This window comes from Pseudomonas sp. 8(2025) (assembly GCF_052665325.1).
In genome coordinates, this window is sequence record NZ_JBQOIE010000002.1 from 599,514 (window position 1) to 623,348 (window position 23,835).

Genomic DNA, 23,835 nt, shown 5'->3' on the forward strand with positions numbered 1-23,835 from the left:
GCGCAAGGTGCGAAAAGCCGGGTATCAGAAATCGTAGCGACCGGTCACGCCCAAGGTCCGCGGGGTGCCCAGCAGGCCTTCGTAACCGCCGTTGCCGCCGGTCCAGAGGGTGGTGTAGTAGGTCTTGTCGAAGGCGTTCTTCAGCCACAGCGAAACGTCCCACTGGCCCTGCTCGTAGTTGCCGCGCAAGCCGGTGGAAAGGTTGACCACGGCGTAGCTGGGGATCTGCCCGTACTCGGAATCCTCCACGGTGCCCACCGCCTTGGAACGGAACGCATAGCTGGCGGTGACGTACTCTTCCAGGCCGTTGTCCAGGTTCCACTTGTATTCGCCGTTGGCGTTGCCGATCCATTTCGAGGCGCCCACTACCTGGTGGCCGCTGAGATCGCACGAGGCCGGGGCACCGGGGCGCAGGCTGACTTCCGGCGGGCACGGCGCATCCTTGTAGGAGAGGTAGCGCACGTCGTTGTAGGAACCGTTGAGGTTCAGGGTCAGGCCACGGATCGGCACCAGGGTGCTTTCCACTTCCACCCCGCGCGAGCGCACCGAACCGGCGTTGGTCAGGTACTGCACGCGGTTGACGTCGTCGTAGGCGTTGGTCTGGTAGCCGTTGACCTGGGTCCAGAACAGGTTGGCGTTGAGTTGCAGGCGGCGGTCCCACAGGGTGCTCTTGAAACCCAGCTCGGCGTTGTTGGCGCGCTCGGTGCCGATCAGCAGCGAATCGGCCCCGGCGGTAGGCGCCGACCCCACCGTCAGGTTGACCCCACCGGACTTCTCGCCGTGGGACAGGGTGGCGTAGCCCAGCAGGTCGTCGGTGATGCGGTAGCTGAGGTTGAGCAGGCCCGAGGGGCTGGTGCTGTACTGATTGAGGTCGCCGGAGTCATAGGCTCCGGTGCGCCCGCGCCGCGCGTTGGCGGCGGCGCCGGCCACCGCCGCGCCACCCAGCGGTGCGTTGCGGCTGACCCAGGCACTTTTCTCCTCATAGGTACCGCGCAGGCCGGCGGTGAAATCCAGGCGCTCGGTGAGGTGCCAGGTGCCCTGGGCGAACAGGGCGAAACTGTTGGTCTGGATATGCCCGTTGCCGATGCTGGTGACGTTGCTCAGGGCGCCGGCCGGGGTGCCATTCCAGATGTCCGCCTTGGGCCCGTAATAGGCGAAGGATTTGTTGTCCAGGTCGGAGCCGAAGTAGTAGGCGCCCAGCACGTAGTCGAAGAAGCCGCCGGTGGGCGAGGCCAGGCGAAATTCCTGGGACCACTGCTTGTCTTGCACCGAAACCCCGGCGTTGTAGCTGGCCGGAACGTTGAGGCCATCGTCGTTGCGCGGGGTGAAATTCCACCAGCGGTAGGAGCTGACCGAGGTCAGGGTGAAGTCGCTGGGCAGGGTCCAGTTGGCCTCAAGCGAAGTGCCGCCCTGGAACACCGTCACGTGCTGGTCGTTGTCCAGGTTGACCTTGCGGTGCGAACCATTGACCAGGGTCGCGCCGGCCGCCGCCGCGCGCGACTCGTAGACATTGGTGCCGTTGATGGTCGGGCCGGTGCTGTACAGCACTCGGGTGCCGGCGCTGGAATCCTCTTCGTTGTAGTCGCCGATCCAGCGCAGGTTGAAGCTCTCATTGGGCTTGTACAGCAACTGCCCGCGAAAGCCCTGGCGTGAGCCGCCATTGAGGTCGTGGCCGTCGAATTCGTTCTTGATGTCGCCGTCGCTGCGGGTGCGGTAGGCGGAAAAACGCCCCGCCAGCTCATCGGTCAGCGGCCCGGAAATCGTGCCCTTGGTCTGGAAGTATCCATCCTCGCCGAGGGAGGTTTCGATGCTGCGCTCCGGGGTGAAGCTCGGCGCCCGGGTGCTGATGTTGATCACCCCGGCGGTGGTGTTCTTGCCGAACAGGGTGCCCTGGGGGCCGCGCAGCACTTCCAGCTGCTCGATGTCCATCAGGTCGAACACTGCCATCCCCGGCCTTCCGAGGTAGACGTTGTCGATGTACAGCCCGACGCTGCCTTCCAGGCCGTCGCTGGCCGGGTTGTTGCCCAGGCCACGGATCGACACGCTGGATTGGCGCGCATGCATGTAGGCGACGTTGACGCTGGGCACCAGTTGCTGCAGATCCTGGATGCGGTACACCCGCTGGCTCTCCAGGGCCTGGCCGCTGACCACGCTCATGGGGGTGGGCACGCTCTGGGAGCTTTCCTCGCGTCGACGGGCAGTGACGGTCACCGTCTGCAACTGGCCATCATCGGCCTTGGCCTTGCTGGCACTGCTCTTGGCCGGGGTGGCTTGCGGCGCCGGGGCCTCTTCGGCCCAGGTCGGTGTCCAACTGGCACTGCCGGCCAGCAACAGCGCCAGGGGCAGGCGCTTGAGCCGCCGGGGCGAGAGGGGTGAAGCGAGGGACAACGGGCTCATGGGCGGCTCCTGGTCAGAAAATATACAGCCTTGTATATTCCTTAAAGTTATTTATTTATGTTTTTACAAAGATTTACTGCATAAGAGATTGCCTTTATAAGGAGTCGACCTAATGCATAGCCAATGCATTTCCCCGATATTTTTTATGTGAAAAATGCATATCGACCTGCGCCAGCTCCGCCACTTCATCGCCCTCGCCGAACAGCGCAGCTTTGTCGCGGCCGCAGCGGCGGTGAACCTCTCGCAATCGGCCTTCAGCCGCAGCATCCAGGCCCTGGAACACAGCGTCGGCTGCCAGCTGGTGGATCGCGGGCGCAAGGACCTGGCGCCGACCAAGCAGGGCCAGTTGCTGCTGGAGCACGCGCGCCGGCTGGTCAGCGGCGCCCAGCAGATGGCCAACGAGATCAGCCAGTTCAATGGCCTGGAAGCGGGAGAGTTGCGCTTCGGCTGTGGCCCGGCGCCAGCCGCCGGGCTGATCCCCCGGGCCATCGGCAGCTTTATCGGGCGTTATCCCAAGGCCCGGGTGCAGTTCCAGGTGGATGACTGGCAAAGCCTGAGCAAGCGCCTGCTCAGCGAAGAGTTCGAATTCTTCGTTGCCGACACCCGGCACTTCGAGGCCGACCCGGATTACCTGACCCAGCGCCTGCGTCCGCGCAAATGGCATTTCTGCTGCCGCGCCGGGCACCCCCTGGCCCAGCGCGACAGCGTCAGCGCCAGTGAACTGATGAGCTACCCACTGGCGGTGACCATCCGCCCGCCCAACCTGCGCAAAGTCATCGTCGACCTGAGCGGCAAACCGGACTTCACGCCCAATGTGGAATGCGAAAACAGCTACAGCCTGCTGGGGGTGGTCATGCGCTCGGACGCCATCGGCATCGTCGGTTCCTACAGCGACGCGTTGCACAACGCCAAGGGCGAGCTGGTGTGCCTGAAGATCGACGGCCTGGCCGACGACCTGGAAGAGCTCTACACCCGCTACGGCATCGTCAGCCGTGCCGGCTATCGCCTGTCGCCTTTGGCCGCGGCGATGATCGACGAGATCAAGCGCGTCGACGAACAGGACGAAGAGGTATGCAACCTGGACAACCTCGCCGTGTGAACTGCCCCCACCCGTAGGAGCCGGCTTGCCGGCGAAGAGGCCCTTGAACCTTGCAGCGCGCTCGAGGGCGCCTTCGCTGGCAAGCCAGCTCCTACAAGACCCTGCCGTCCGCACACGACGTGGGGGGCCGGTCGGCATTGCATGAAACGCATCGAAACTATTCGGCAAATGCGCTTGCCGGAAGCCCCCGCCGGAGGCGAAAAACCTCGCCTGTCTTCCCCTCGGTGAACCCCATGTCCAATACCCATCCGCCCGTGCGCAACGTGCTCTACATCATGTGCGACCAGCTGCGCCGGGATTACCTCTCGTGCTACGGCCACCCGCACCTGCATACCCCGAACATCGACCGCCTGGCCGCCGCCGGGGTGCGCTTCAGCCGCGCCTACACCCAGGGCACCATCTGCGGCCCGTCGCGCATGTCGGCCTACACCGGGCGCTACGTCAGCAGCCACCAGGTGGCCTGGAACGCCGTGCCCCTGCCCCTTGAAGAACTGACCCTGGGCGACTACCTGCGGCCCCACGGCATTCGCACCGCGTTGGTGGGCAAGACCCACGCCACACCCAATATCGACGCCCTGCAACGCCTGGCCATCGCCCCGGAAAGCCCGCAGGCCGAGGTACTCAACGAGGTCGGCTTCGAGCCCTATTTCCGTCACGACGGCATCTATCCCGACGACCCGATCTTCGACGACAAGCGCGAGTCGGCGCCCTACACCCACTACTTGCGCGACCTCGGCTACGACGGCCGCAACCCCTGGCATGACTGGGCCAACGCCGGGGCCGGCGAGCAGGGGCAAATCCTCAGCGGCTGGAAGATGCGCAACGCCCACCTGCCGGCCCGGGTCGCGCAAGAGCACTCGGAAACCGTCTACACCACCGACCGCGCCATCGACTTCATCAGCGAACAAGGCGAGCAGCCCTGGTGCCTGCACCTGTCCTACATCAAGCCCCACTGGCCCTATATCGCGCCTGCCCCGTACCACGCCCTGTATGGCCCGGAGCAGGTGATCCCGGCGGTGCGCGCCGCGCCAGGGCAGCTCAGCGATCACCCGGTCTACGCCGCCTTCCGCCAGCATGAAGAGAGCCTGAATTTTTCCCGGGATGAGGTGCGCCTGAACGTGGTGCCCACCTACATGGGCCTGATCAAGCAGGTGGATGACCAGCTCGGCCGGCTGTTTGACTTCCTGCAGAGCAACGGCCGCTGGGACGACACCCTGATCGTCTTCACCAGCGACCACGGCGACTTCCTTGGCGACCACTACCTGGGGGAAAAGGAGTTTCTGCTGGAACCGGCGGTGGGCGTGCCGTTGATCGTCCGCGACCCGCGCACGGCGGCAGACAGCAGCCGCGGCACCGTGGACGAACGCCTGGTGGAAACCATCGACGCCCTGCCGACCTTTCTCGAGGCCCTGGGCCTGCCGGGGGCCGAGCATCGCCTGGAAGGCCGCTCGCTGATCCCCCTGCTGCACGGCGCCGAACCGGCCTGGCGCCGCTACGCCATCAGCGAATACGACTACGCCTTCCAGGCCCCGGCGCGAGAGCGCCTGGGCCAGCCCATCGACCGCTGCCGCATGACCATGGTGCGCAGCGAGCGCTGGAAGTACCTGGCCTACGATGGCTTGCGCCCGCAGTTGTTCGACCTGCACAACGACCCCCAGGAGTTGCACGACCTGGGGGCCGATCCGGCCTATGCCGCGGTGCGCGAAGAACACCTGGGATATGTACTGGAATGGCTGCGCGGCCTGAAACGCCGTACCACCATCAGCCATCAAGAAATCGACCTGCGCGGCCAGCGTTTTCGCTACGGCGAGCCGGAAAGCGAAAAGCTGGTACAGATCGGCGTGTGGTAACCCCCACCCGTACCTGCACCTTCCCCCGTAGGAGCCGGCTTGCCGGCGAAGAGGCCCTCAAGTCTTGCAGTGCTCTCGAGGGCGCCTTCGCTGGCAAGCCAGCTCCTACAGTGGGCAGGTTCATCGGGTAAATGCCCGTAGGGGCTTGAGGGGGCGGGTCAGAGACCTTTGGTGGTCTGGCTGCGCTGGCCGTGGACGCCCACCGGGACGTCGCCCTTGAGGGTCACGCGGCGCACGATGCGGTCCTGGGTGCCGTAGTCGTCCACGGCATAGTGCTGGGTCGAGCGGTTGTCCCAGATCGCCACGTCCCCTGCGCTCCAGCGCCAGCGCACGGTGTTTTCCAGACGGGTGACGTGGCTTTGCAGCAAGCCGAACAAATGCGCCGAGTCCGCCTGGGAATAGCCCTTGATGCGCTTCACGAAGTGCCCCAGTACCAGACTCTTTTCACCGCTCTCGGGGTGCACGCGAACGATCGGGTGCTCGGTCTCGAACACCGTGGAGGTGAACACCTTGCGGTAACGCTCCAGCTTCTCCGCCGAAACGTCCGGCTTGGCCCCGGCGTAGTCGTATTCATTGCTGTGCACCGCCCAGAGCTTGTCCGCCAGCTCCCGCAGTTCCGCCGACAGTTCGTTGTAGGCCGTGGCGGTGTTGGCCCAGACGGTGTCGCCACCGGAGGCCGGGGCCACCACCGAGCGCAGGATCGAGGCCTTGGGGTAGGCGTCGACGAAGGTCACGTCGGTGTGCCAGGAGTTGGCCCGCTGGCCCTCGGCACCGTCCAGTTCCAGCAGGTAGCGGGTGCCGTCGCGTACCGGCACGGTGGGGTGGGCCACCGGTTCGCCCAGCAGGTGCGAGAAGGCTTCCTGGCTCTGGTCGTCGAGGTGGGTCTGGCCACGGAAGAAAATCACCTTGTACTGCACCAGCGCTTGTTGGATCGCTTCCACGGTGGCGGCGTCGAGATCGCCGGACAGTTGCACGCCACGGATCTCGGCGCCGATACGGCCGGCCACCGGGTGAATATCAAGGGCATGAACAGCAGGTTGAACGGCTAAGGCGGCATTGCTCATCAGGTACACCCTCATCGGACTGCTTACAGTGGAACCGCCGCGAAACAACGCTCTATCTATATTCAATTTAGATCTAATAGATAACTACATGCTTCGTTGACGGAATAAGAGCTTGCATTTAAAACCTCATTCCTCACTCGTCGCAAATGCCTTCGAGCTATTTTTCGGATGCCGGGAAAGCATATGGATCTTCGCCAATTGCGTTACTTCATCGCCCTCAATGAACACCGCAGTTTTGTCCGCGCCGCCGACGCCATGGGCATCACCCAGCCGGCCTTCAGCCGCAGTATCCAGGGCCTGGAGCAGGAGTTCGGCTGCGTGCTGGTGGACCGCGGCAACAAGGACCTGCGCCCCACCCCGGAAGGCCAGGTGGTGCTCCAGCACGCCTTGAGCCTGGTGCAGGGCGCGGCCTTGCTCAGCAGCGAAGTGACCCAGATGACCAAGCTCGACGCCGGCGAAGTGCGCTTCGGCTGCGGCCCGGCCCCGGCGGTGAAGCTGGTGCCCGACGCGGTGGCGCAATTCACCAGTGCCCACCCGAAGGTGCGCACCTGCTTTGCCGTGGACAACTGGGAAAAACTCAGCCGCAGCCTGAACCGCGAAGAGATCGAATTCTTTATTGCCGACATCCGCCATTTCGAGGCCGACCCGAACTACCAGACCCAGCCCCTGACGCCCAAGCGCGGGGTGTTCTTCTGCCGCCCCGGGCACCCGCTGCTGGCCAAGGAGAGCCTGTCCACCAACGACATGTTCGATTACCCCCTGGCCACCACCCTGATCCCCCCGGGGATTCGCAAGCTGCTGGCCAACCTCAGCGGACGCATCGATTTTTCCCCGACCATCGAGACCGAGCACTTTCCGGCGCTGGTGAAGATCGTCCGCCAGTCCAATGCCATCGGCGTGGGCACCGCCGAGGCCTTTGCCGAAGACATCGCCCAGGGTTCGCTGGCGCTGCTGCACTGGCGCAACCTGCCGCAGAACATCGACAGCCTGAATGCCCGTTGCGGCATCGTCAGCCGCAGCGGTTTTCGCCTGTCGCCGGCGGCGCGCAAAATGATCGAAGTGCTGGTGGAGGTCGACCAGCAAACCCACAGCATCGCCGTCTGACCCTGTAGCCGCTGCCGAAGGCTGCGAACGACGACACAGTCGGCGCAAGACGGCACCCGGCTCCTCCAGGTAGACCGCGTTGCCGGCCCTGGCGGCCCCTACGGTGCCGAACGCAGCCTGCGGCAGCGGCTACAGGGGTTCAGGAAGGGGTTTACAGGCCGGCAGCGGCCAACTGCGGGGCGACCCAGGCATCCACCTTGAACGGCTTGCGAATCAAGCGTTCCTTGGCCGCCAGGTCTACCGAATCCTGCAGTTTGCCGAGGAACACCGGGTCCAGGGTCGAGGGGAAGATCTCGCTCAGGCGCTGGTCCTTGAGGTCATCCTGCAAGATCACCGGCGGGTAGCTGGCCAGCCCCGAAACCAGCTGGATGTAGGCTTCCTTGTTGCTGTCCTGGGTCAGCCACTCTACGGCCTGCTGCTGGGCCTTGAGCAGTTTTGCCACGGCCTCGGGATGTTCGTCGACAAACTTGCCGGCGCCCACCAGCACGCTCTGCACGCTGCCGGCGCCGCCCAGGTCCTTGGTGCTCAGGGGCAGTTCGGCCAGGCCTTTGCTGCGCAGGGCCGAGAGCCCGGTGCTGCCCCAGGAGGCGTCGATCTGCTTGGCCGCCAATGCAGCTACCGCCGCGTTGAAGTCAAGGTTGACCACCTTCAGGTCCTTCTCGCTCAGGCCCCGGCTGGCCAGGGCCGCGTCGAACGACAGCTGGGTGGCGGTGCCACGGAACACTGCCACGCGCTTGCCCTTGAGGTCTTCCAGGGTCTTGATCCCGGAACCCGGCACCACCCCCAGATAGTGCTTGACCCCACGGGCCGAGGCGCTGAGCAGGCGGGTATCCAGGCCGTTGGACTTGCCGATGATGGCGGCCAGGTCCCCCAGGTACGCCAGGTCCACCTGGCCGTTGGCGAAGGCCTCGTTGATCACCGGGCCTGCGCCCTTGAAGAAATTCCACTGGATCTTGATGCCCTGGTCGGCGAAGGCCTTTTCAAAGATCTGTTGCTGGCGCAGCACATCCACCACCCCACCGCCGCTGTGCTGGGTGCCGGCACTGAGGTCGGGCACGGCAATGCGGATTTCCTTGAGTTCGTCGGCCTGGGCCAGCAGCGGCAGGCAGCCCAGGAGCCCCGCCAGGGCCGGGGCGGCGAACAGGCTGATGACGCGTTTGAAGGGAAGGTTCATGGGTGCGGCTCCTGGTGGCAAAGGCTGAGAGGAGCAAAAGGTAGGCACGGAATCGCTCAACATTTAAATACTATAAATTCACATTTTAATAACCATATCGAATAAATCAGCTGCCACGGGCGTCCCCGGGGATATGCATGAAATGCATGAAAAATATTCTTCAAATGCATTGGATGCGTGTCGGCGAGAAGCCTTAAATGGCCTTTCTTATCTCTTAATAGAATCGATAAGAATTTTAATAGATCATAAATGCATAACACGTAGAAACCGCCTTGCCAGCGAACAGACCCTCAAACGCTGATTCGCCGACAAGCCAGCCCCTACGGCATCGACCCACGCCATGCAGTACCCGACGACGGAGGTCATCCATGGCCCGTGTTTCCCTGCTCAGCCTGCCCCTGGCGGCGCCGTCCGACGGACGCCCGGGCTGGCCCCTGATCAGCCAGCGGCTGCTGCCCTGGCTGTTGCCCATCAGCCTGTTCGCCCTGTGGTGGCTGGCCAGCCGCAATCAATGGATGAGCGAACAGATCCTGCCGGCCCCGGCCCTGGTCTGGAGCAGTGCCCTGGAACTGGGCCATGGCGAGCTGTGGAGCCATCTGGCGATCAGCCTGCAAAGGCTGTTCTGGGGCCTGCTGGCGGGTATCGCCGCCGGCGCCCTGCTGGGGGGTGCCCTGGGCTTCAGCCGACGCCTGGAGCGCCTGGTGTTTCCCACCTTCGGCGCCCTGTCGCAGATCCCCACCCTGGCCTGGATCCCGTTGTTCATGGTGTTTTTCGGCATCGGCGAAGTGCTCAAGCTGGTGGTGCTGATCAAGGCGGTGGTGGTGCCCGTGACCCTGCACACCCTGGTGGGCGTGCGCGATGCCCAGCCCCGGCTGCGGGAAGCCGCCGCGGTGCTGCGCCTGCCGCCGGCGCTGCTGGTGCGCCGCCTGGTGCTGCCCGCTGCGCTGCCGGCCTTCATGGCCGGGGTGCGCCTGGCGCTGGCCACCGGCTGGACCTCGCTGCTGGCAGTGGAACTGCTGGCCTCCAGCGAAGGCATCGGCTACCTGATGGTCTGGGCACGCCAGCTGTTCATGCTGGACATCGTCTTCGTGTGCATCCTGGTGATCGGCCTGCTGGGGGTGTGCATGGACCGCGGCATCGGCTGGCTCGACCGCCGGCTGGTGCACTGGCCGCACCCGGCCACCGCCGAATTCCGTCGCGGCCCGCGCTACCAGGGCTGGCAGCGCCTGCAACCCTGGCTGCTGCCCCTGGCGCTGCTGGCCCTGTGGCAAGTGGCGAGCGACCAGCAGTGGGTCGACCCGAACATCCTGCCCAACCCCCTGGCGGTACTCGCCACCACCGGCAACGGCCTGCTCGATGGCAGCCTGCTAGGAGGCATGGGCCTGAGCCTGGGCCGCACCCTCGGCGGCCTGCTGCTGGGCGGCGGCCTGGGCTTTGCCTTTGGCCTGCTGCTGGGCCTGTCGCGGTTCAGTGAACGCCTGCTGGGCCCGACCCTGGCCGCCATCCGCCAGATCGCCATCTTCGCCTGGGTGCCGCTGCTCACCGCCTGGTTCGGCCTGGGGGAACTGGCCAAGTGGGTGTTCGTCGCCCTGGCCGCATTCTTCCCGCTGTTCATCGCCACCCAGCGCAGCGTCGCCCAGCTCTCGCCGCAACTGGCGGAAGCCGCCCAGGTACTGCGCCTGAACCTCTGGCAACGGCTGCGCCGGCTGGTGCTGCCCGGCGCCGCGCCGGGGATTTTCGCCGGCCTGCGCATCAGCCTGATCTACGCCTGGCTGGGCACCATCGGCGCGGAATACTTCATGCCGTCCAACGGCGGCATCGGCAGCCAGATGATCAGCGCCCAGCAACTGCTGCGCATGGACCTGATCATGGCCGGCATGCTCCTGGTGGGCCTTACCGGGGCCCTGCTCAACCTGATCGGGCAACAACTCGAACTTCGCGCCACCCGCTGGAGACACGCATGAACGCACCCCTGGTCAGTTTCACTCACGTGGGAAAGACCTTCGCCGTCGCCGGTGGCGAGGTGGAGGCGATCCGCGAATTCAACCTGGACATCGCCGAAGGCGAGTTCGTCGCCATCGTCGGTTCCAGCGGTTGCGGCAAGTCCACCCTGCTGCGCCTGCTGATCGGCCTGGACACCGAGTTTCGTGGCCAGATCCGGGTCGACGGCAAGGCCGTCAGCGGCATCGGCGGCGAGCGCGGCATCGTGTTCCAGGAACACCGCCTGTTCCCCTGGCTGACGGTGGCCGAGAACATCGGCCTGGGCCTGGTCAACGAGCCCCTGAGCGCCGCCGAGCGCCAGCAGCGGGTCGGCGAATTCATCGAACTGGTGGGCCTCAAGGATTTCACCCGGGCCTATCCCCACCAACTGTCCGGCGGCATGGCGCAACGGGTGGCCATTGCCCGGGGGCTGGTAGCCAGCCCGCGGATCCTGCTGCTGGACGAACCCTTCGGCGCCCTCGACGCCCTGACCCGCCAACAGATGCAGGACGAACTGCTGGCGATCCGCGAGCGGGCCAAGATCACCACGGTGCTGGTGACCCACGATGTCGAGGAAGCGATTTTCCTCGCCGACCGGGTGGTGGTGATGGAACCGCGCCCGGGGCGGATCAAGCGCGTGGTCGAGGTGGCCCTGCCCCACCCGCGCCAGCGCAGCAGTTTCGACTTCCACCAACTGCGTGAGGAGCTGCTTCACGAACTGACCCGCGACGAGCTCTACCAGGCGCCTTCGCCGGTACAGATCCGCGACCTGCCCCTGACCTTCATTGCTTGCTGAACAGGAGTGACTCGATGCCGCAACGTCCCAACTTCCTGGTGATCCTGGCCGACGACCTGGGCTTCTCCGACCTCGGCGCCTTCGGCGGCGAGATCGCCACGCCGAACCTCGACGCCCTGGCCTTCAACGGCCTGCGCCTGACCGATTTCCATACCGCCCCCACCTGCTCGCCGACCCGCTCCATGCTGCTCACCGGCACCGACCACCACATTGCCGGGATCGGCACCATGGCCGAAGCCCTGACCCCCGAGCTGATCGGCAAGCCGGGCTATGAGGGTTACCTCAACGACCGCGTGGTGGCCCTGCCGGAACTGCTGCGCGAGGCCGGCTACCAGACCCTGATGAGCGGCAAATGGCACCTGGGGCTGACTGCCGAACGCGCGCCCCATGCCCGGGGCTTCGAGCGCTCGTTCTCGCTGTTGCCGGGGGCGGCCAACCACTACGGCTTCGAGCCGACCTACGACGAGCACACCCCCGGGCTGCTCAAATCCACGCCGGCGCTGTACATCGAGGACGACCGCTTCATCGATGAACTGCCAGCGGATTTCTATTCCTCCGATGCTTTCGGCGACAAGCTCTTGCAGTACCTGAAAGAGCGCGACCAGAGCCGGCCGTTCTTCGCCTACCTGCCGTTCTCGGCGCCCCATTGGCCGCTGCAGGCTCCAGAGGAAATCGTCGCCAAGTACCGGGGCCGCTATGACGCCGGCCCCGAAGTGCTGCGCCGCGAGCGCCTGGAAAAACTCCAGGCCCTGGGCCTGGTGGACCCGCAGGTCGAGCCCCATCCGCTGATCAACCTGAACGCCGAATGGAATGCCCTCAGCGAAGAACAGCGCCAGGTGTCGGCACGGGCCATGGAGGTGTATGCGGCGATGGTCGAGCGCATGGACTGGAACATCGGCCGGGTGGTGGACTACCTGCGCCAGCAGGGGCAGCTGGACAACACCCTGATCCTGTTCATGTCCGACAACGGTGCCGAGGGCGCGCTGCTGGAAGCCTTCCCCAAGTTCGGCCCGGAGCTTTTGACCTACCTCAACCAGCACTACGACAACCGCCTGGAGAACATCGGCCGGGCCAACTCCTACGTCTGGTACGGCCCGGCCTGGGCCCAGGCGGCCACTGCGCCATCGCGGCTGTTCAAGGCCTTCACCACCCAGGGCGGAATTCGCGTGCCGGCGCTGCTGCACTACCCGCAACTGCCGCTCAAGGGGCAGATCAGCCACGGCTTCAGCACGGTGATGGACATTACTCCGACCCTGCTCGACCTGGCCGGCGTGCGCCACCCGGGCAAGCGCTGGCGCGGGCGCGATGTGGCGCCGCTGCGGGGCAAGTCGTGGCTGGGCTTTCTCTCCGGCGAAACCGCCCGGGTGCATGACGAACAAACGGTAACCGGCTGGGAGCTGTTCGGCCGCCGGGCAATTCGCCAGGGCCAGTGGAAGGCGGTGTACATCCCCGGCCCCGTGGGCCCGGCGACGTGGCAGCTGTACGACCTGGGCCAGGACCCGGGGGAGATTCACGACCTGGCCCACAGCCAGCCGGAAAAACTGCGCACCCTGCTGGAAGAATGGCAGCGCTACGTGGATGAAACCGGAGTGATCCTCAGCGAATCACCGTTCCAGCCGGATTGATCTTGCAGGAGCTGGCTTGTCTATGAACCGGCCCCTGGAGGAGCCTGCTTGTGTAGGAGCTGGCTTGCCAGCGAAGGCGTCCTCCAGAACAACACAAGTCTCCAGGGCCCTTTCGCCGGCAAGCCGGCTCCTACGGGGTGCGTTTGGGTTGTCGGTGAATACACCGAGCTGCGCCAGGCGCTGGCCTCAGCCTCGGGTGATGCGGCAAGCCGGGGTATTCGGCAGTTCCTTGACCACGACGTAATGCCCAGCCCGGTTTTTCTCGACCCGCAACGGCGAAGCGGCCAAGTAGCTGCCGCGCAGGCTCTGGTCGACAAAACAGATGGCGATGCCCTGCTTCCCCTGCTCCATCACTCTGACGCTGTAGACCCAGCTCTGTTCTTCGTCCACCGCGCTGTAGGTGCCCTCGGCGCCTGCGGCCTTCTCGTAGATCCGATAGGGCGTCTGGCCCAGCGTGGTGCCGTCCGGGTAATGCCGCGGCCGCAAGGAATTGCGAAAACCGTTCACTTCCAGATGCTTCAAGATACTCAGCGCCAGTGCCTCGTCACTGCCCTGCGCCACCGAGTCGGCCAGCGACACGCTGCCCACACTCATCAAGGCAACGGCGATCAATCGCCTTACCGCACTGCTCATACTGTCTCCCTGTCGTTGCCTCTTCGCGGATCCGTGCGTTTCCCGGCACCGCGTGACCTTGGCTTAACGTTATCGGTCCTTGGATATTTAACCAGAAAGACAGTCCGCCCCCTCAAGCCCGGGCGTTATGCGCCGGTTGCATCGCTTCGCGCTCCTGCCGGGTAAAGCGGTTGGCCCGGGCAAAAGTGCCGAAATCGTTGAAGCGCACGCCCATCTCGGCCATCACTTTATGCGCCACCGCTGCCGTCATCTGGCGGATGTAGAACGGCTCCCTGACCACGAAATGGTGGATGCCGTGGGTGCTGCCGAAGTTGCAGCAGAAGGCCTGCAACGGCCACATCCACCAGGGGTTGAGTACCTGGGTCTGCTGGATCACGTTGCCCGGCTCGATGTCGCCGTAGTAGTGCATGTTGGAACTGACAAAGTGCAGGCAGAAGGTGCGCAGCACGTTGGGGCCGATGATCACCACCACGGCGATATCGACGTAGTGCATCAGCGACACGGTGTCTTGCGACCACTGGATCGGGCTGCCCAACAGGGCGGCCACGCCGTTGGCCCCATGAAAGCCCAGGAACACATACCAGGCGCCCCAATGCAGCAATGCCAGCGGCGCGTACACCGCCAGGGTACGAACGAGGATGCCCAGCTTGCGCCTGGCCCCCGGCGCCCGCAGCAGGCGGATGAAGGCCGCCATCATGTTGTCCCCCACCATCAGCAGGCGGGCGATGCCCCAGGGCTCGCCGTTGGTGATGGCGCGCTCTTCGATGTCGCTCTCGCTGCCGGACACCTTGTGATGATTCAGGTGCAGGTGGCGGCGCACCCAGGGGTTGATGGTGCTCGGCCGCGCCAGCCACACCAGCCCCAGCATCAGGTTGTGGGGCAGGCGCTGCTTGCGAAAGTACATGCTGTGGATCAGGTCGTGTTCCAGCTCGTGGGTCAGCGAGGCGAAAAAGGCATTGAGCAGCAAGCACGCCCACCAGGCCAGGTGACCCGTGACATAGAGCAGCGCTGACCCCAGCATCCCGGACAGGGCAAATAGCAGAATCCCCGCGCCCAGGGCGTCCTGGTGCCGCAGCAAGGGAAAGCGCCGGCGCAGTTCATCGCCCCGGGCCAGGACCACCTGGCGAATGTGCGCCGCCCGCTGTTGCGCGTTCATCCGCTCGGGGCTTGCAGAAATACCCTGCATGATTCCATCCTCTGGTCAGTGATGTGTGCATCCTGCCCCGAGCCCCGGCTCCGGGCGCTAGCCGTAAACGCCAACCTGTTGACCGGACGCGCCAATCGCATGACCGAAGCCACTTCCCTTGCCAGCTGGACCCGCGCCTTGCGCAAACAACTGGACGCTCTGGACCTCGACAGCGCCGCACTGTGCCGCGAAGCCGGGCTCGACCCGCAATTGATGGACGACCCCAACGCCCGCTACCCGCTGTCGGCCACCACCCGCCTGTGGCATCTCGCCGTGCAGGCCAGCGGCGACCCGGCCATCGGCCTGCGGGTGTCGCGCTTTGTCAGCCCCACCACCTTCCATGCCCTGGGCTACGCCCTGGTGGCCAGCGGCAGCCTGCGGGAAGTGTTCGAACGCATCGTGCGTTATCACCAGGTGGTCAGCGATGCCCTGGAACTGGCCCTGACCCGGGAAGCGGACCGCTACCGGTTCTTCCTCAAGGTGCCGGAGGGCGCGCCGCAACCGGCCTTCGAAGCCATCGACGCCTTTGCCGCGATCTACGTGCGCACCTGCCGCAACCGCCTGGGCCGTGACTACGCGCCGTTGGCCGTGCAATTGCGGCGCCCGGCCCCGGCGGACCCGAGCCAGTGGCACAAGGTTTTCCGCTGCCCGGTGCAGTTCGCCGCCGTGGACGACTGCCTGGAGTTCGGCCTGCACGATTTCGACAGCCATCTGGACGACGCCAACCCGGAGCTGGCCGAGCACAACGAAGCGGTGCTCAAGCGCACCCTCCTGCAACTGCGGCCCCTGACCTGGGAGCGCAAGGTACGCGGGGTGATCGAAGCCCAATTGCCCGAAGGCGAACCTTCGGCGGAGCGAGTGGCCCAGGCCCTGCACCTGAGCCTGCGCAGCCTGCAACGGCACCTGGCGGATGAAGGCACGCGCTTTGACACCCTGCTCAACGAATGCCGGGAAAACCTCGCCCTGCTGCACCTGCGGGACCTGGAATGCTCCCTGAGCGAGATCAGCTACCTGCTGGGGTTTGCCGATGCCAGCAGTTTCAGCCGGGCATTCAAGCGCTGGACCGGGATGACCCCGGGGCAATTTCGCGACGGCCTGCGCTAAGCCCCAGCAGCCTTGTAGCCGCTGCTGAGCCTGCGAAGCTGCGAACGACCGCAACACGGGCGCAAATACTGCAGGCCGCTGAAGGCCTGGCGGCCTTGTCGCAGCCTCGGCAGTGGCTATAGGAGGGGGAAGCCCAGTTCGAATACCGTGGCCTGCTCATCGCTCGTGACCCGCACCTGGCCGCCATGCAGCAGCATGATCGAGTGCACGATGGCCAGCCCCAGGCCCCCGGAGTCCCCCGGCTCGGCTCGGGACGGGTCGACCCGGTAGAAACGGTCGAACAGCCGGGGCAGGTGCTCGGGGGCGATCGCCGGGCCCTGGTTGTGCACCTGCAACCAGCACCAGCCCGCTTCGTCGTGGCGCCGCAGGCGGATCAGCGACCCTGCATCGGCATGACGCACGGCATTGGCCAGAAGGTTGCCCAGGGCCCGTTGCAGCAATTGCTGGTCAGCCCGCAGCTCGCCGGAAAAACCGTTCTCCAGGCGCAACTGGCGGTCGTCGGCCAGGGCTTCGAAGTAGTCGCACAGTTGCGCCCCGACACCGGCCAGTGACAGTACCTGCAGGTCCAGCACCGCATCGGCCTGCTCGGCCCGGGCCAGGAACAGCAGGTTCTCGGCCATGCGTCCCAGGCGCTCGAACTCTTCCATGTTGGAGGCCAGCACTTCCTGGTACTCCGCCGCACTGCGCGGCTGGTTCAAGGCCAGGCCATTGCTGCCCAGGAGGTTGTGCAACGGCGTGCGGATCTCGTGGGCCAGGTCGGCGGAAAATTGCGACAGGCGCTCAAAGCTCTCTTCCAGGCGCGCCAGCATGGCGTTCAGGGCCTGCACCGGCTCGTGGAATTCCGCCGGGATGCCGTTGGTGTGCAGGCGCCGGTCGAGGCTGCGCAGGTCGATCTGGCGGGCCGCTTCGCTGAGCTGACGCAAGGGCTGCAAGCCCCGGCGCAACAGCAGCAGGCCCAGGGCGAAGGCCAGCAAGGCCCCCAGCCCCACCGCCAGATACAGGCGCAGGCGGTAACTGGCGAGCATCTGCTCGCGCTCGCTGAGAACCTTGCCGGCCACCACGGTCAGGGCTTCGCCCTTGGGCCCCCGGGCCTGGCCCGCCAGCAGCGCCACCGGCACATCGTCCGGCCCCGGCCAGAGGCGGACATCGGTGCGTTGCGGCGCCTGTTGCAGCGCAATGGGGTCGAGCGCGGGCAGGGGCTGCCGGCGCGGGTTGATGTCGATCACCGTCGAGCCATCGGCCCGCAGCACCAGCAGCAGGCTTTCCTGGTTGCCCAGCATGTTCTGGTACAGCCGGGGCCGGGCTTGCAGGGCATCCAGGCTGTCGCTGTCCTGCAGCAGGGCCCGCACCTGTTCCAGGCGGCCGAGCAGGGCCAGGTCGTCGCGGTAGGCGATTTCCCCGGCCAGGGAACGGTAGAGGAACACCCCGATCACGCTGAGCACCAGGGCGCAGACCGCGGCAAAGGCCAGGGCCAGCCGCCAGGCGATGGAACTAGAGCGCTTCATCCGGGGCTTCCAGCTGGTAGCCGACGCCACGCACGGTGTGGATCAGCTTGGGCATGTAGGGGTCGTCGACCTTGGCCCGCAACCTTCGTACCGCTACTTCCACCATGTTGGTGTCGCTGTCGAAATTCAGGTTCCACACCTGGGAGGCGATGAGGGTCCGCGACAGCACTTCGCCCTGGCGGCTGGCCAGCAGGTGCAGCAGGGCGAACTCCTTGTTGGTCAGGGCGATGCGCTGGCCGCCACGGCTGACGCGACGGCGCAGCACGTCGATCTCCAGGTCGGCGATGCTGAAGGACTCGGCCTCGCGCAGCGGTCCGCGGCGCAGCAGGGTGCGCACCCGGGCCAGTAGCTCGGCAAAGGCGAAGGGCTTGAGCAGGTAGTCGTCGGCGCCCAGTTCCAGGCCGCGGACCCGATCTTCGATAGCGTCGCGGGCGGTGAGGAACAGCACCGGGGTGGCACCGCGCTGGCGCACCAGTTGCAGCAACTGCCAGCCGTTGAGGCCGGGGAGCATGACGTCGAGGATGATCAGGTCGTACTCCTGCTGCTCGATGAAATAGCGCCCGTCCAGGCCGTTCAGGGCCACGTCCACGGCAAAGCCGGATTCTCCCAGGCCCTTGGCAAGGAAATGGGCGGTCTTGGCTTCGTCTTCAACTACCAGCAAACGCATGGCGCACCTCGGAAATGATCGGCACAGGCTAGGCGCCCGACGCGCGCTTGCCCATTACAAACTTGTAATCAAGACGACGGAGTTCTGACGGAGTGCGCTGGCTAAGGTGGCCACCGGTCTTTATGGAGCTCGTTCGATGATCTGCAAACCTCTTGTCCTGGGCCTCGGCCTGAGCCTCGCCGGCACGGCCCTGGCGGCGCTCGAACTGCCGCGCCATGCCGAACTGGACCTGGCCGCCGCCCGCCAGTTGGCCGATGCCAGCCTGGCCCAGTGCACCGCGGCGGTATCGGTGCTGGACCGTGGCGGCAACCTGCTGGTGGCGATGCGCGGCGATGGGGTGGGCCCGCACAACGGCCCGGCCAGCCAGCGCAAGGCCTACACCGCGCTGTCGACCAAGACTTCGAGCCGGCTGTTCGCCGAACGGGCGCGCAACAACCCCGAGGCGGCCAATCTCAATACCTTGCCGGAGCTGTTGTTGCTCGGTGGCGGCCTTGCGTTGTTTGCCGGCAAGCAGTTGGTGGGGGCCATCGGGATTGCCGGGGCCGGTGGCGCGGCGCAGGACGAGGCATGTGCGCTCCAGGCCGCGCAGCGGGTGGGGTTGGCTACCGAGGCCGGGCGTGAGTGATCGTGAAAACCTGCGCCCGCGTTGCGGTCGTTCGCAGCCTCGCGGGCTCGGCAGCGGCTACAGGTTCTGTTGTTTGTTCAATCGAGGAAGGAGTGGGGCATGAATGTTTTGCGTAATAGTCTGGCGGCCATCGGCCTGTGTGGTTTGTCGAGCCTGGCCCTGGCGGCAGGCAATCCGATGAGCGTGCACGTGCTGAACCTGGAGAACGGCCTGCCATCGCCGGGGGTCAAGGTGACCCTGGAGCAGCAGGTGGGCCAGGACTGGAAGCCCTTGTCCGAAGGGGTGACCAATGAGCAGGGGCGGATTGCCGAGCTGTTTCCGGCGGGCCGGGCGCTGACGGCCGGCGAGTATCGGGTGGTGTTCAAGACCGGCGAGTACTTCAGGCAAGCCAAGCGCGAGACCTTCTTTCCGGAGATCCCGGTGATCTTCGAGGTCAGGCAGACCGAGCAGCATTACCACATTCCGTTGTTGCTCAGCCCTTATGGGTTCTCGACCTATCGTGGCTCGTAGGAACCGGCTGCCGGCGAAGGCGATCTTGCGGGCCTCTTCGCTGGCAAGCCAGCTCCTACGGGAGGCAGGGATATCGCGGGGGCTTCAGTAGGAGCCGCCTTGCCGGCGAAGGCGGTCTGGCGGGCCCCTTCGCTGGCAAGCCAGCTCCTACGGGAGGCAGGAACAACGCGGGGGTTTCTGTAGGAGCCGGCTTGCCGGCGAAGGCGATCTCGCGGGCCTCTTCGCTGGCAAGCCAGCTCCTACGGGAGGCAGGGACATCGCGGGGGCTTCTATGGCGAGGTCAGGGCGCGCAGGCGCTCGGTGTCGAGGATTTCGATCTCGCCATAGCTCAGGCGCAGGATGCCCTGGTGCTGCAGCTCCTTGAGGATCTGGTTGGTGGTCTGGCGCGACAGCGAGAGCATCAGCGCCAGTTGTTCCTGGGGCAGTTGCAGCACGCGGCGGGCCTGGGCCACTTCACCGTAGCCGGCGGCCATCGCCAGCAGGCGGCTGGCCACCCGCGCCGGGGCCGGCATCAGGCTCAACTGCTCCAGGTTGATAAAGGCCAGGCGCAGTTTGTGGCTCATCAGCAGGGCGAACTGGCGCCAGTATTGCGGCTGCTGCTCCAGTAGTTGCAGCAGGTTCGCCTGCGGCACCTGGAGCAGGGTGCAGGCGCCCTCGGCGTAGGCATCGTGGGTACGGGGCTGGCCGTCGAACAGGCAGATCTCGCCGAACCAGTGGGGCGCTTCCATCAGGCTCAGCAAGGCCTCCTTGCCCTGCTCGCTGACCGCGCCCACCCGCACCGTGCCCTCCAGCACCGCGTACAGCCCGCAGGGCGGATCGCCGCGCCGGAACAGGCACTGCCCCGCCGTCAACCGGCGCAGGCGCGCACTGTCGAGCAAACTATTCTGTAAGGAAGCCGGCAGGTGGCTGAACCACTGGCCGGTCATCAGGCATTCACGCCACTGGTGCAGGTCCATGAACAGGTCTTTCCCTCAGGGCATCGCAATGATTGTCGCCTAGCTGACAGAGCCGAGCACCGCCGCCGGGCATGATCGAGCCACCCTAACGGAGGAACAACAATGAAAAGCCTCGTTGATCATCTCAGTCAATACGCCGCCTACCACCGCGATCCGCGCAATATCGCCAGCCACTTTATCGGCATTCCGATGATCGTGGTGGCGGTGGCCGTGCTGTTGTCGCGTCCCGCCTGGAGCATGGCCGGGCTGTCGTGGTCGCCGGCGTTGCTGCTGGCCCTGGCCGCGTCAGTGTTCTACCTGCGCCTGGAAGTGCGCCTGGGGGTGCTGATGACGGTGCTGATGGCGCTATCGGTGTGGGCCGGCCAGGTGCTGGCGGCGCAAAGTACCGGGCTCTGGCTGAGCAGCGGCCTGGGCCTGTTCGTGATCGGGTGGGTGATCCAGTTCATCGGCCATTACTACGAGGGCCGCAAGCCGGCCTTTGTCGACGACCTTTCGGGGCTGATTGTCGGCCCGCTGTTCGTGGTGGCCGAACTGGCCTTCCTGCTGGGCCTGCGCCATGACCTGAAGCAGGCCATCGAGCAGCGTTCCGGGCCGGTGGCCCTGCGGCACAAGAAAGCCATGGTCTGAAGCCCGGGAACGCTTCGGGAATATTGGGCCGGCCCCCGCAGGAGCCGGCTTGCCGGCGAAGAGGCCTTCGAGCCAGGTGCAAACCTGAAGGACGCTTTCGCTGGCAAGCCAGCTCCTACAGCGGGCGTGATGTCGGCGGGGTCAGAGGCTGGCGTGTTTCTGCCAGACCTTGGGCTTGAAGAACAGGGTTTCGCCACGGGCCAGGCCGATCAGGCTGTCGTGGTCCTTCACCACTTCGGCTTCGATCAGTTCGCTCTGCCCTTCCACCTTCAGGGTCACCCGGGTGGTGGCCCCCAGCGGACGGATATCCCGCACTTCGGCGGCGTGGTGGTCTTCCAGTTCGGAACGCGACAGCGACACTTCGTGAGGCCGGAACAACACGTGGTTGTCCTCCCCCAGGTGCAGGCGGTTGGAGTCGCCGAGGAAGTGGTAGACGAAGTCGCTGGCCGGGTTCTCGTAGACCTCGCCCGGGGAACCGATCTGCTCGATCACGCCCTTGTTCATCACCACGATGCGGTCGGCCACTTCCATGGCTTCTTCCTGGTCGTGGGTAACGAATACCGAAGTCAGGTTGATGTCTTCGTGCAGCCGCGCCAGCCAGCGCCGCAGCTCCTTGCGCACCTTGGCGTCGAGGGCGCCGAAGGGTTCGTCCAGCAGCAGCACCTTGGGCTCCACCGCCAGGGCGCGGGCCAGGGCGATACGCTGGCGCTGGCCGCCGGAGAGCTGTTCCGGGTAACGGTCTGAGAGCCAGTCCAGCTGCACCATGTTCAGCAGCTCGTGGACCTTCTCGGCGATCTTGCTCTCGCTGGGGCGCTGGTTCTTCGGCTTCATGCGCAGGCCGAAGGCAACGTTGTCGAACACGCTCATGTGGCGGAACAGGGCGTAGTGCTGGAACACGAAACCGACGTTGCGATCACGCACGTCGTGGCCCGAGACATCCTCGCCGTGGAACACGATGCTGCCTTGGTCCGGGGTTTCCAGCCCGGCGATGATCCGCAGCAGGGTGGTCTTGCCGCAGCCGGACGGGCCCAGCAGGGCCACCAGCTCGCCGCTCTGGATGTCCAGGTTGATGCTGTTCAGGGCCTTGAAGGCGTTGAAGTTCTTGCTGACGTTACGGACTTCGATCGACATGACTTATTCCTCCGCGGCGCTGGCGCGCAGGCGGTTGATTCGGGATTCGCTCCACTGCTTGAGCAGCAGGATGAACAACGCAAGGATCAGCAACAGGCTGGCGACGGCAAAGGCGGCGACGTGGTTGTACTCGTTGTAGAGGATTTCCACGTGCAGCGGCAGGGTGTTGGTGACCCCGCGAATATGCCCGGAAACCACCGACACCGCGCCGAACTCACCCATGGCCCGGGCGGTACACAGCACCACGCCGTAGATCAGGCCCCATTTGATGTTGGGCACGGTGACGTGCCAGAACATCTGCCAGCCATTGGCCCCCAGCAACCTGGCGGCCTCCTCTTCCTGGGTGCCCTGCTCCTGCATCAGCGGGATCAGTTCCCGGGCAACGAAGGGCACGGTGACGAAGATGGTGGCCAGGACAATGCCCGGCAAGGCGAAGACGATCTGGATGTCGTGGTCCGAAAGCCACGGGCCGAACAGGCCCTGGGCGCCGAACATCAGCACATAGACCAGGCCGGCGATCACCGGCGACACCGAGAACGGCAGGTCGATCAGGGTCACCAGGATGCTCTTGCCGCGGAACGAGTACTTGCTCACGCACCAGGCCGCGCTGACCCCGAACACCAGGTTCAGGGGCACCGAGATCAGCACCGCGATCACCGTGAGTTTCAGCGCCGACAGGGCGTCGGGCTCGAAGATCGCATCGAAGAACGCCCCCAGGCCGAGCTTCAGGCCCTGGGACACCACGATGAACAGCGGCAGCAGCAGGAACAGGGCGAAGATCAGCCAACCGAGGCCGATCAGCAGGCGCCGCGAGGTGGCGCTGCCACGGCGGGCGGCGTTGGCGGAGGACGCGGCGGAAATGGACGATTGGGACATGGTCGCGCCTCCTTAAGGTCGTTCGATGCGCCGCTGCAGCAGGTTGATCAGCAGCAGCAGAATGAAGGAAACCACCAGCATCAGCACGCCGATGGAAGTGGCGCCGGTGTAATCGTACTGGTCGAGCTTGACCATGATCAGCAGGGGCAGTATCTCGGTCTTCATCGGCATGTTGCCGGCGATGAAGATCACCGAGCCGTACTCGCCCACGCCGCGGGCAAAGGCCAGGGCAAAACCGGTGAGCCAGGCCGGCAGCAGGGCCGGTACCAGGATATGGCGGAACACCTGCCACGGCTTGGCACCCAGGCAGGCGGCGGCTTCTTCCACTTCACGGGGGATGTCCGCCAGCACCGGCTGCACCGTGCGCACCACGAATGGCAGGGTGACGAAGGTCAGTGCCAGGGTGATGCCCAGGGGGGTGTAGGCGATCTTGAAACCCAGGTCGGTGGCGAACTGCCCCACCAGGCCGGTGGGCGCGTAGAGCGCAGTCAGGGCAATGCCCGCCACGGCGGTGGGCAGGGCGAATGGCAGGTCGATCATGGCATCGATGATCTTGCGCCCGGGGAAGCTGTAGCGCACCAGGACCCAGGCCAGCAGGGTGCCGATGACGCCGTTGATGATGGCCGCATACAACGCGGTACCGAAGCTCAGCTTGAGCGCGGCGAGCACCCGTGGCGCCGAAATGATCGCCCAGAACTGTTCCCAGGTAAGTTGCGCGGCATGCACGAACATCGCCGCCAGGGGGATGAGCACAATCAGGCTGAGGTACACCAAGGTGTAGCCCAGCGTCAGCCCGAAGCCGGGTATGACGGGGGAGATACGACGCGACATAAGAGTCCTTGGTTAACGGAACGGATACGCAAAACCCGCAACTCAATGCGGGCTCTGCCTGGTAGGAGCCGGCTTGCCGGCCAAAGGGCCCGCAA

General features: G+C 65.5%; 21 protein-coding genes. 10 read left to right on the plus strand and 11 right to left on the minus strand.

Going from position 1 to position 23,835, the window contains the following annotated elements:
* Positions 1 to 24: 24 nt before the first annotated feature.
* Complete coding sequence (locus tag ACUXVH_RS06590) at positions 25 to 2,397, minus strand: TonB-dependent receptor (RefSeq protein ID WP_445494278.1); 2,373 nt, start codon at positions 2,395 to 2,397, stop codon at positions 25 to 27.
* A gap of 154 nt (positions 2,398 to 2,551) precedes the next feature.
* Between ACUXVH_RS06590 and ACUXVH_RS06595 the strand changes: the two genes are divergently transcribed.
* Positions 2,552 to 3,496: a LysR family transcriptional regulator gene (locus tag ACUXVH_RS06595; RefSeq protein ID WP_445494280.1), complete on the plus strand. Its 945-nt coding sequence runs from the start codon at positions 2,552 to 2,554 to the stop codon at positions 3,494 to 3,496.
* Between the two features lie 233 nt (positions 3,497 to 3,729).
* Positions 3,730 to 5,346: an alkaline phosphatase family protein gene (locus tag ACUXVH_RS06600; protein ID WP_445494282.1), complete on the plus strand. Its 1,617-nt coding sequence runs from the start codon at positions 3,730 to 3,732 to the stop codon at positions 5,344 to 5,346.
* Positions 5,347 to 5,504: 158 nt separating this feature from the next.
* Here ACUXVH_RS06600 and ACUXVH_RS06605 read toward each other — a convergent pair whose 3' ends face one another.
* Positions 5,505 to 6,410: a TauD/TfdA dioxygenase family protein gene (locus ACUXVH_RS06605; RefSeq protein ID WP_015633720.1), complete on the minus strand. Its 906-nt coding sequence runs from the start codon at positions 6,408 to 6,410 to the stop codon at positions 5,505 to 5,507.
* Between the two features lie 183 nt (positions 6,411 to 6,593).
* Here ACUXVH_RS06605 and ACUXVH_RS06610 point away from each other — a divergent pair, with 183 nt between their 5' ends.
* Positions 6,594 to 7,514: a LysR family transcriptional regulator gene (locus ACUXVH_RS06610; RefSeq protein WP_445494285.1), complete on the plus strand. Its 921-nt coding sequence runs from the start codon at positions 6,594 to 6,596 to the stop codon at positions 7,512 to 7,514.
* Positions 7,515 to 7,665: 151 nt separating this feature from the next.
* On the opposite strand, the gene ACUXVH_RS06615 is transcribed toward ACUXVH_RS06610, so the two are convergent.
* Positions 7,666 to 8,688 carry an ABC transporter substrate-binding protein gene (locus tag ACUXVH_RS06615; RefSeq protein ID WP_041115133.1) on the minus strand — a complete coding sequence of 341 codons (1,023 nt, stop codon included), beginning with the start codon at positions 8,686 to 8,688 and terminating at the stop codon, positions 7,666 to 7,668.
* Positions 8,689 to 9,056: 368 nt separating this feature from the next.
* On the opposite strand from ACUXVH_RS06615, the gene ACUXVH_RS06620 reads away from it, so the two are divergent.
* The 3 genes from ACUXVH_RS06620 to ACUXVH_RS06630 are packed head-to-tail and all read left to right on the plus strand — an operon-like array spanning position 9,057 to position 13,089.
* Positions 9,057 to 10,652 (plus strand): ABC transporter permease, encoded by a 1,596-nt coding sequence (locus ACUXVH_RS06620; protein ID WP_445494288.1) that lies wholly within the window; start codon positions 9,057 to 9,059, stop codon positions 10,650 to 10,652.
* Positions 10,649 to 11,464, plus strand: coding sequence for an ABC transporter ATP-binding protein (locus tag ACUXVH_RS06625; protein ID WP_011058586.1), 816 nt, complete (start codon positions 10,649 to 10,651; stop codon positions 11,462 to 11,464). The genes ACUXVH_RS06620 and ACUXVH_RS06625 overlap by 4 nt, the downstream gene beginning before the upstream one ends.
* A 14-nt stretch (positions 11,465 to 11,478) precedes the next feature.
* Complete coding sequence (locus ACUXVH_RS06630; protein ID WP_445494290.1) at positions 11,479 to 13,089, plus strand: arylsulfatase; 1,611 nt, start codon at positions 11,479 to 11,481, stop codon at positions 13,087 to 13,089.
* A gap of 186 nt (positions 13,090 to 13,275) precedes the next feature.
* Here ACUXVH_RS06630 and ACUXVH_RS06635 read toward each other — a convergent pair whose 3' ends face one another.
* Together ACUXVH_RS06635 and ACUXVH_RS06640 are read right to left on the minus strand one after the other, a co-directional pair.
* Positions 13,276 to 13,722: a pesticin immunity protein gene (locus ACUXVH_RS06635; RefSeq protein ID WP_125062571.1), complete on the minus strand. Its 447-nt coding sequence runs from the start codon at positions 13,720 to 13,722 to the stop codon at positions 13,276 to 13,278.
* A 112-nt stretch (positions 13,723 to 13,834) separates the two neighbouring features.
* On the minus strand, positions 13,835 to 14,908 hold the full coding sequence (locus tag ACUXVH_RS06640) for a fatty acid desaturase (RefSeq protein WP_445494293.1): 1,074 nt from the start codon (positions 14,906 to 14,908) through the stop codon (positions 13,835 to 13,837).
* A gap of 99 nt (positions 14,909 to 15,007) precedes the next feature.
* Here ACUXVH_RS06640 and ACUXVH_RS06645 point away from each other — a divergent pair, with 99 nt between their 5' ends.
* Entirely contained in the window at positions 15,008 to 16,012 is a 1,005-nt protein-coding gene (locus ACUXVH_RS06645) for an AraC family transcriptional regulator (RefSeq protein WP_011058582.1), read from the plus strand.
* A 116-nt stretch (positions 16,013 to 16,128) separates the two neighbouring features.
* On the opposite strand, the gene ACUXVH_RS06650 is transcribed toward ACUXVH_RS06645, so the two are convergent.
* Together ACUXVH_RS06650 and ACUXVH_RS06655 are read right to left on the minus strand one after the other, a co-directional pair.
* On the minus strand, positions 16,129 to 17,517 hold the full coding sequence (locus ACUXVH_RS06650; protein WP_015633713.1) for a heavy metal sensor histidine kinase: 1,389 nt from the start codon (positions 17,515 to 17,517) through the stop codon (positions 16,129 to 16,131).
* Positions 17,504 to 18,184: a heavy metal response regulator transcription factor gene (locus tag ACUXVH_RS06655; protein WP_011058580.1), complete on the minus strand. Its 681-nt coding sequence runs from the start codon at positions 18,182 to 18,184 to the stop codon at positions 17,504 to 17,506. Before ACUXVH_RS06655 ends, ACUXVH_RS06650 begins: the two co-directional genes overlap by 14 nt.
* Before the next feature lie 136 nt (positions 18,185 to 18,320).
* On the opposite strand from ACUXVH_RS06655, the gene ACUXVH_RS06660 reads away from it, so the two are divergent.
* Both ACUXVH_RS06660 and uraH read left to right on the plus strand, forming a co-directional pair.
* The gene (locus ACUXVH_RS06660; RefSeq protein ID WP_015633712.1) at positions 18,321 to 18,809 is read left to right on the plus strand and encodes a GlcG/HbpS family heme-binding protein; all 489 of its coding nucleotides are present in this window, start codon (positions 18,321 to 18,323) and stop codon (positions 18,807 to 18,809) included.
* Positions 18,810 to 18,908: 99 nt separating this feature from the next.
* Positions 18,909 to 19,319 (plus strand): hydroxyisourate hydrolase, encoded by a 411-nt coding sequence (gene uraH, locus ACUXVH_RS06665; protein ID WP_220223523.1) that lies wholly within the window; start codon positions 18,909 to 18,911, stop codon positions 19,317 to 19,319.
* Positions 19,320 to 19,588: 269 nt separating this feature from the next.
* On the opposite strand, the gene ACUXVH_RS06670 is transcribed toward uraH, so the two are convergent.
* On the minus strand, positions 19,589 to 20,275 hold the full coding sequence (locus ACUXVH_RS06670; RefSeq protein ID WP_011058577.1) for a Crp/Fnr family transcriptional regulator: 687 nt from the start codon (positions 20,273 to 20,275) through the stop codon (positions 19,589 to 19,591).
* Between the two features lie 102 nt (positions 20,276 to 20,377).
* Between ACUXVH_RS06670 and ACUXVH_RS06675 the strand changes: the two genes are divergently transcribed.
* Positions 20,378 to 20,902 (plus strand): Mpo1 family 2-hydroxy fatty acid dioxygenase, encoded by a 525-nt coding sequence (locus ACUXVH_RS06675; RefSeq protein WP_041115120.1) that lies wholly within the window; start codon positions 20,378 to 20,380, stop codon positions 20,900 to 20,902.
* Positions 20,903 to 21,043: 141 nt separating this feature from the next.
* Here the strand turns inward: ACUXVH_RS06675 and ACUXVH_RS06680 are convergent, their stop codons facing one another.
* From ACUXVH_RS06680 to cysT, 3 genes are read right to left on the minus strand one after another with little or no spacing between them, the layout of a single operon-like run.
* Positions 21,044 to 22,033 carry a sulfate/molybdate ABC transporter ATP-binding protein gene (locus ACUXVH_RS06680; protein WP_011058575.1) on the minus strand — a complete coding sequence of 330 codons (990 nt, stop codon included), beginning with the start codon at positions 22,031 to 22,033 and terminating at the stop codon, positions 21,044 to 21,046.
* Between the two features lie 3 nt (positions 22,034 to 22,036).
* The gene (gene cysW, locus ACUXVH_RS06685) at positions 22,037 to 22,909 is read right to left on the minus strand and encodes a sulfate ABC transporter permease subunit CysW (protein ID WP_011058574.1); all 873 of its coding nucleotides are present in this window, start codon (positions 22,907 to 22,909) and stop codon (positions 22,037 to 22,039) included.
* A 12-nt stretch (positions 22,910 to 22,921) separates the two neighbouring features.
* Positions 22,922 to 23,740, minus strand: coding sequence for a sulfate ABC transporter permease subunit CysT (gene cysT, locus ACUXVH_RS06690; protein ID WP_011058573.1), 819 nt, complete (start codon positions 23,738 to 23,740; stop codon positions 22,922 to 22,924).
* Positions 23,741 to 23,835 lie beyond the last annotated feature (95 nt).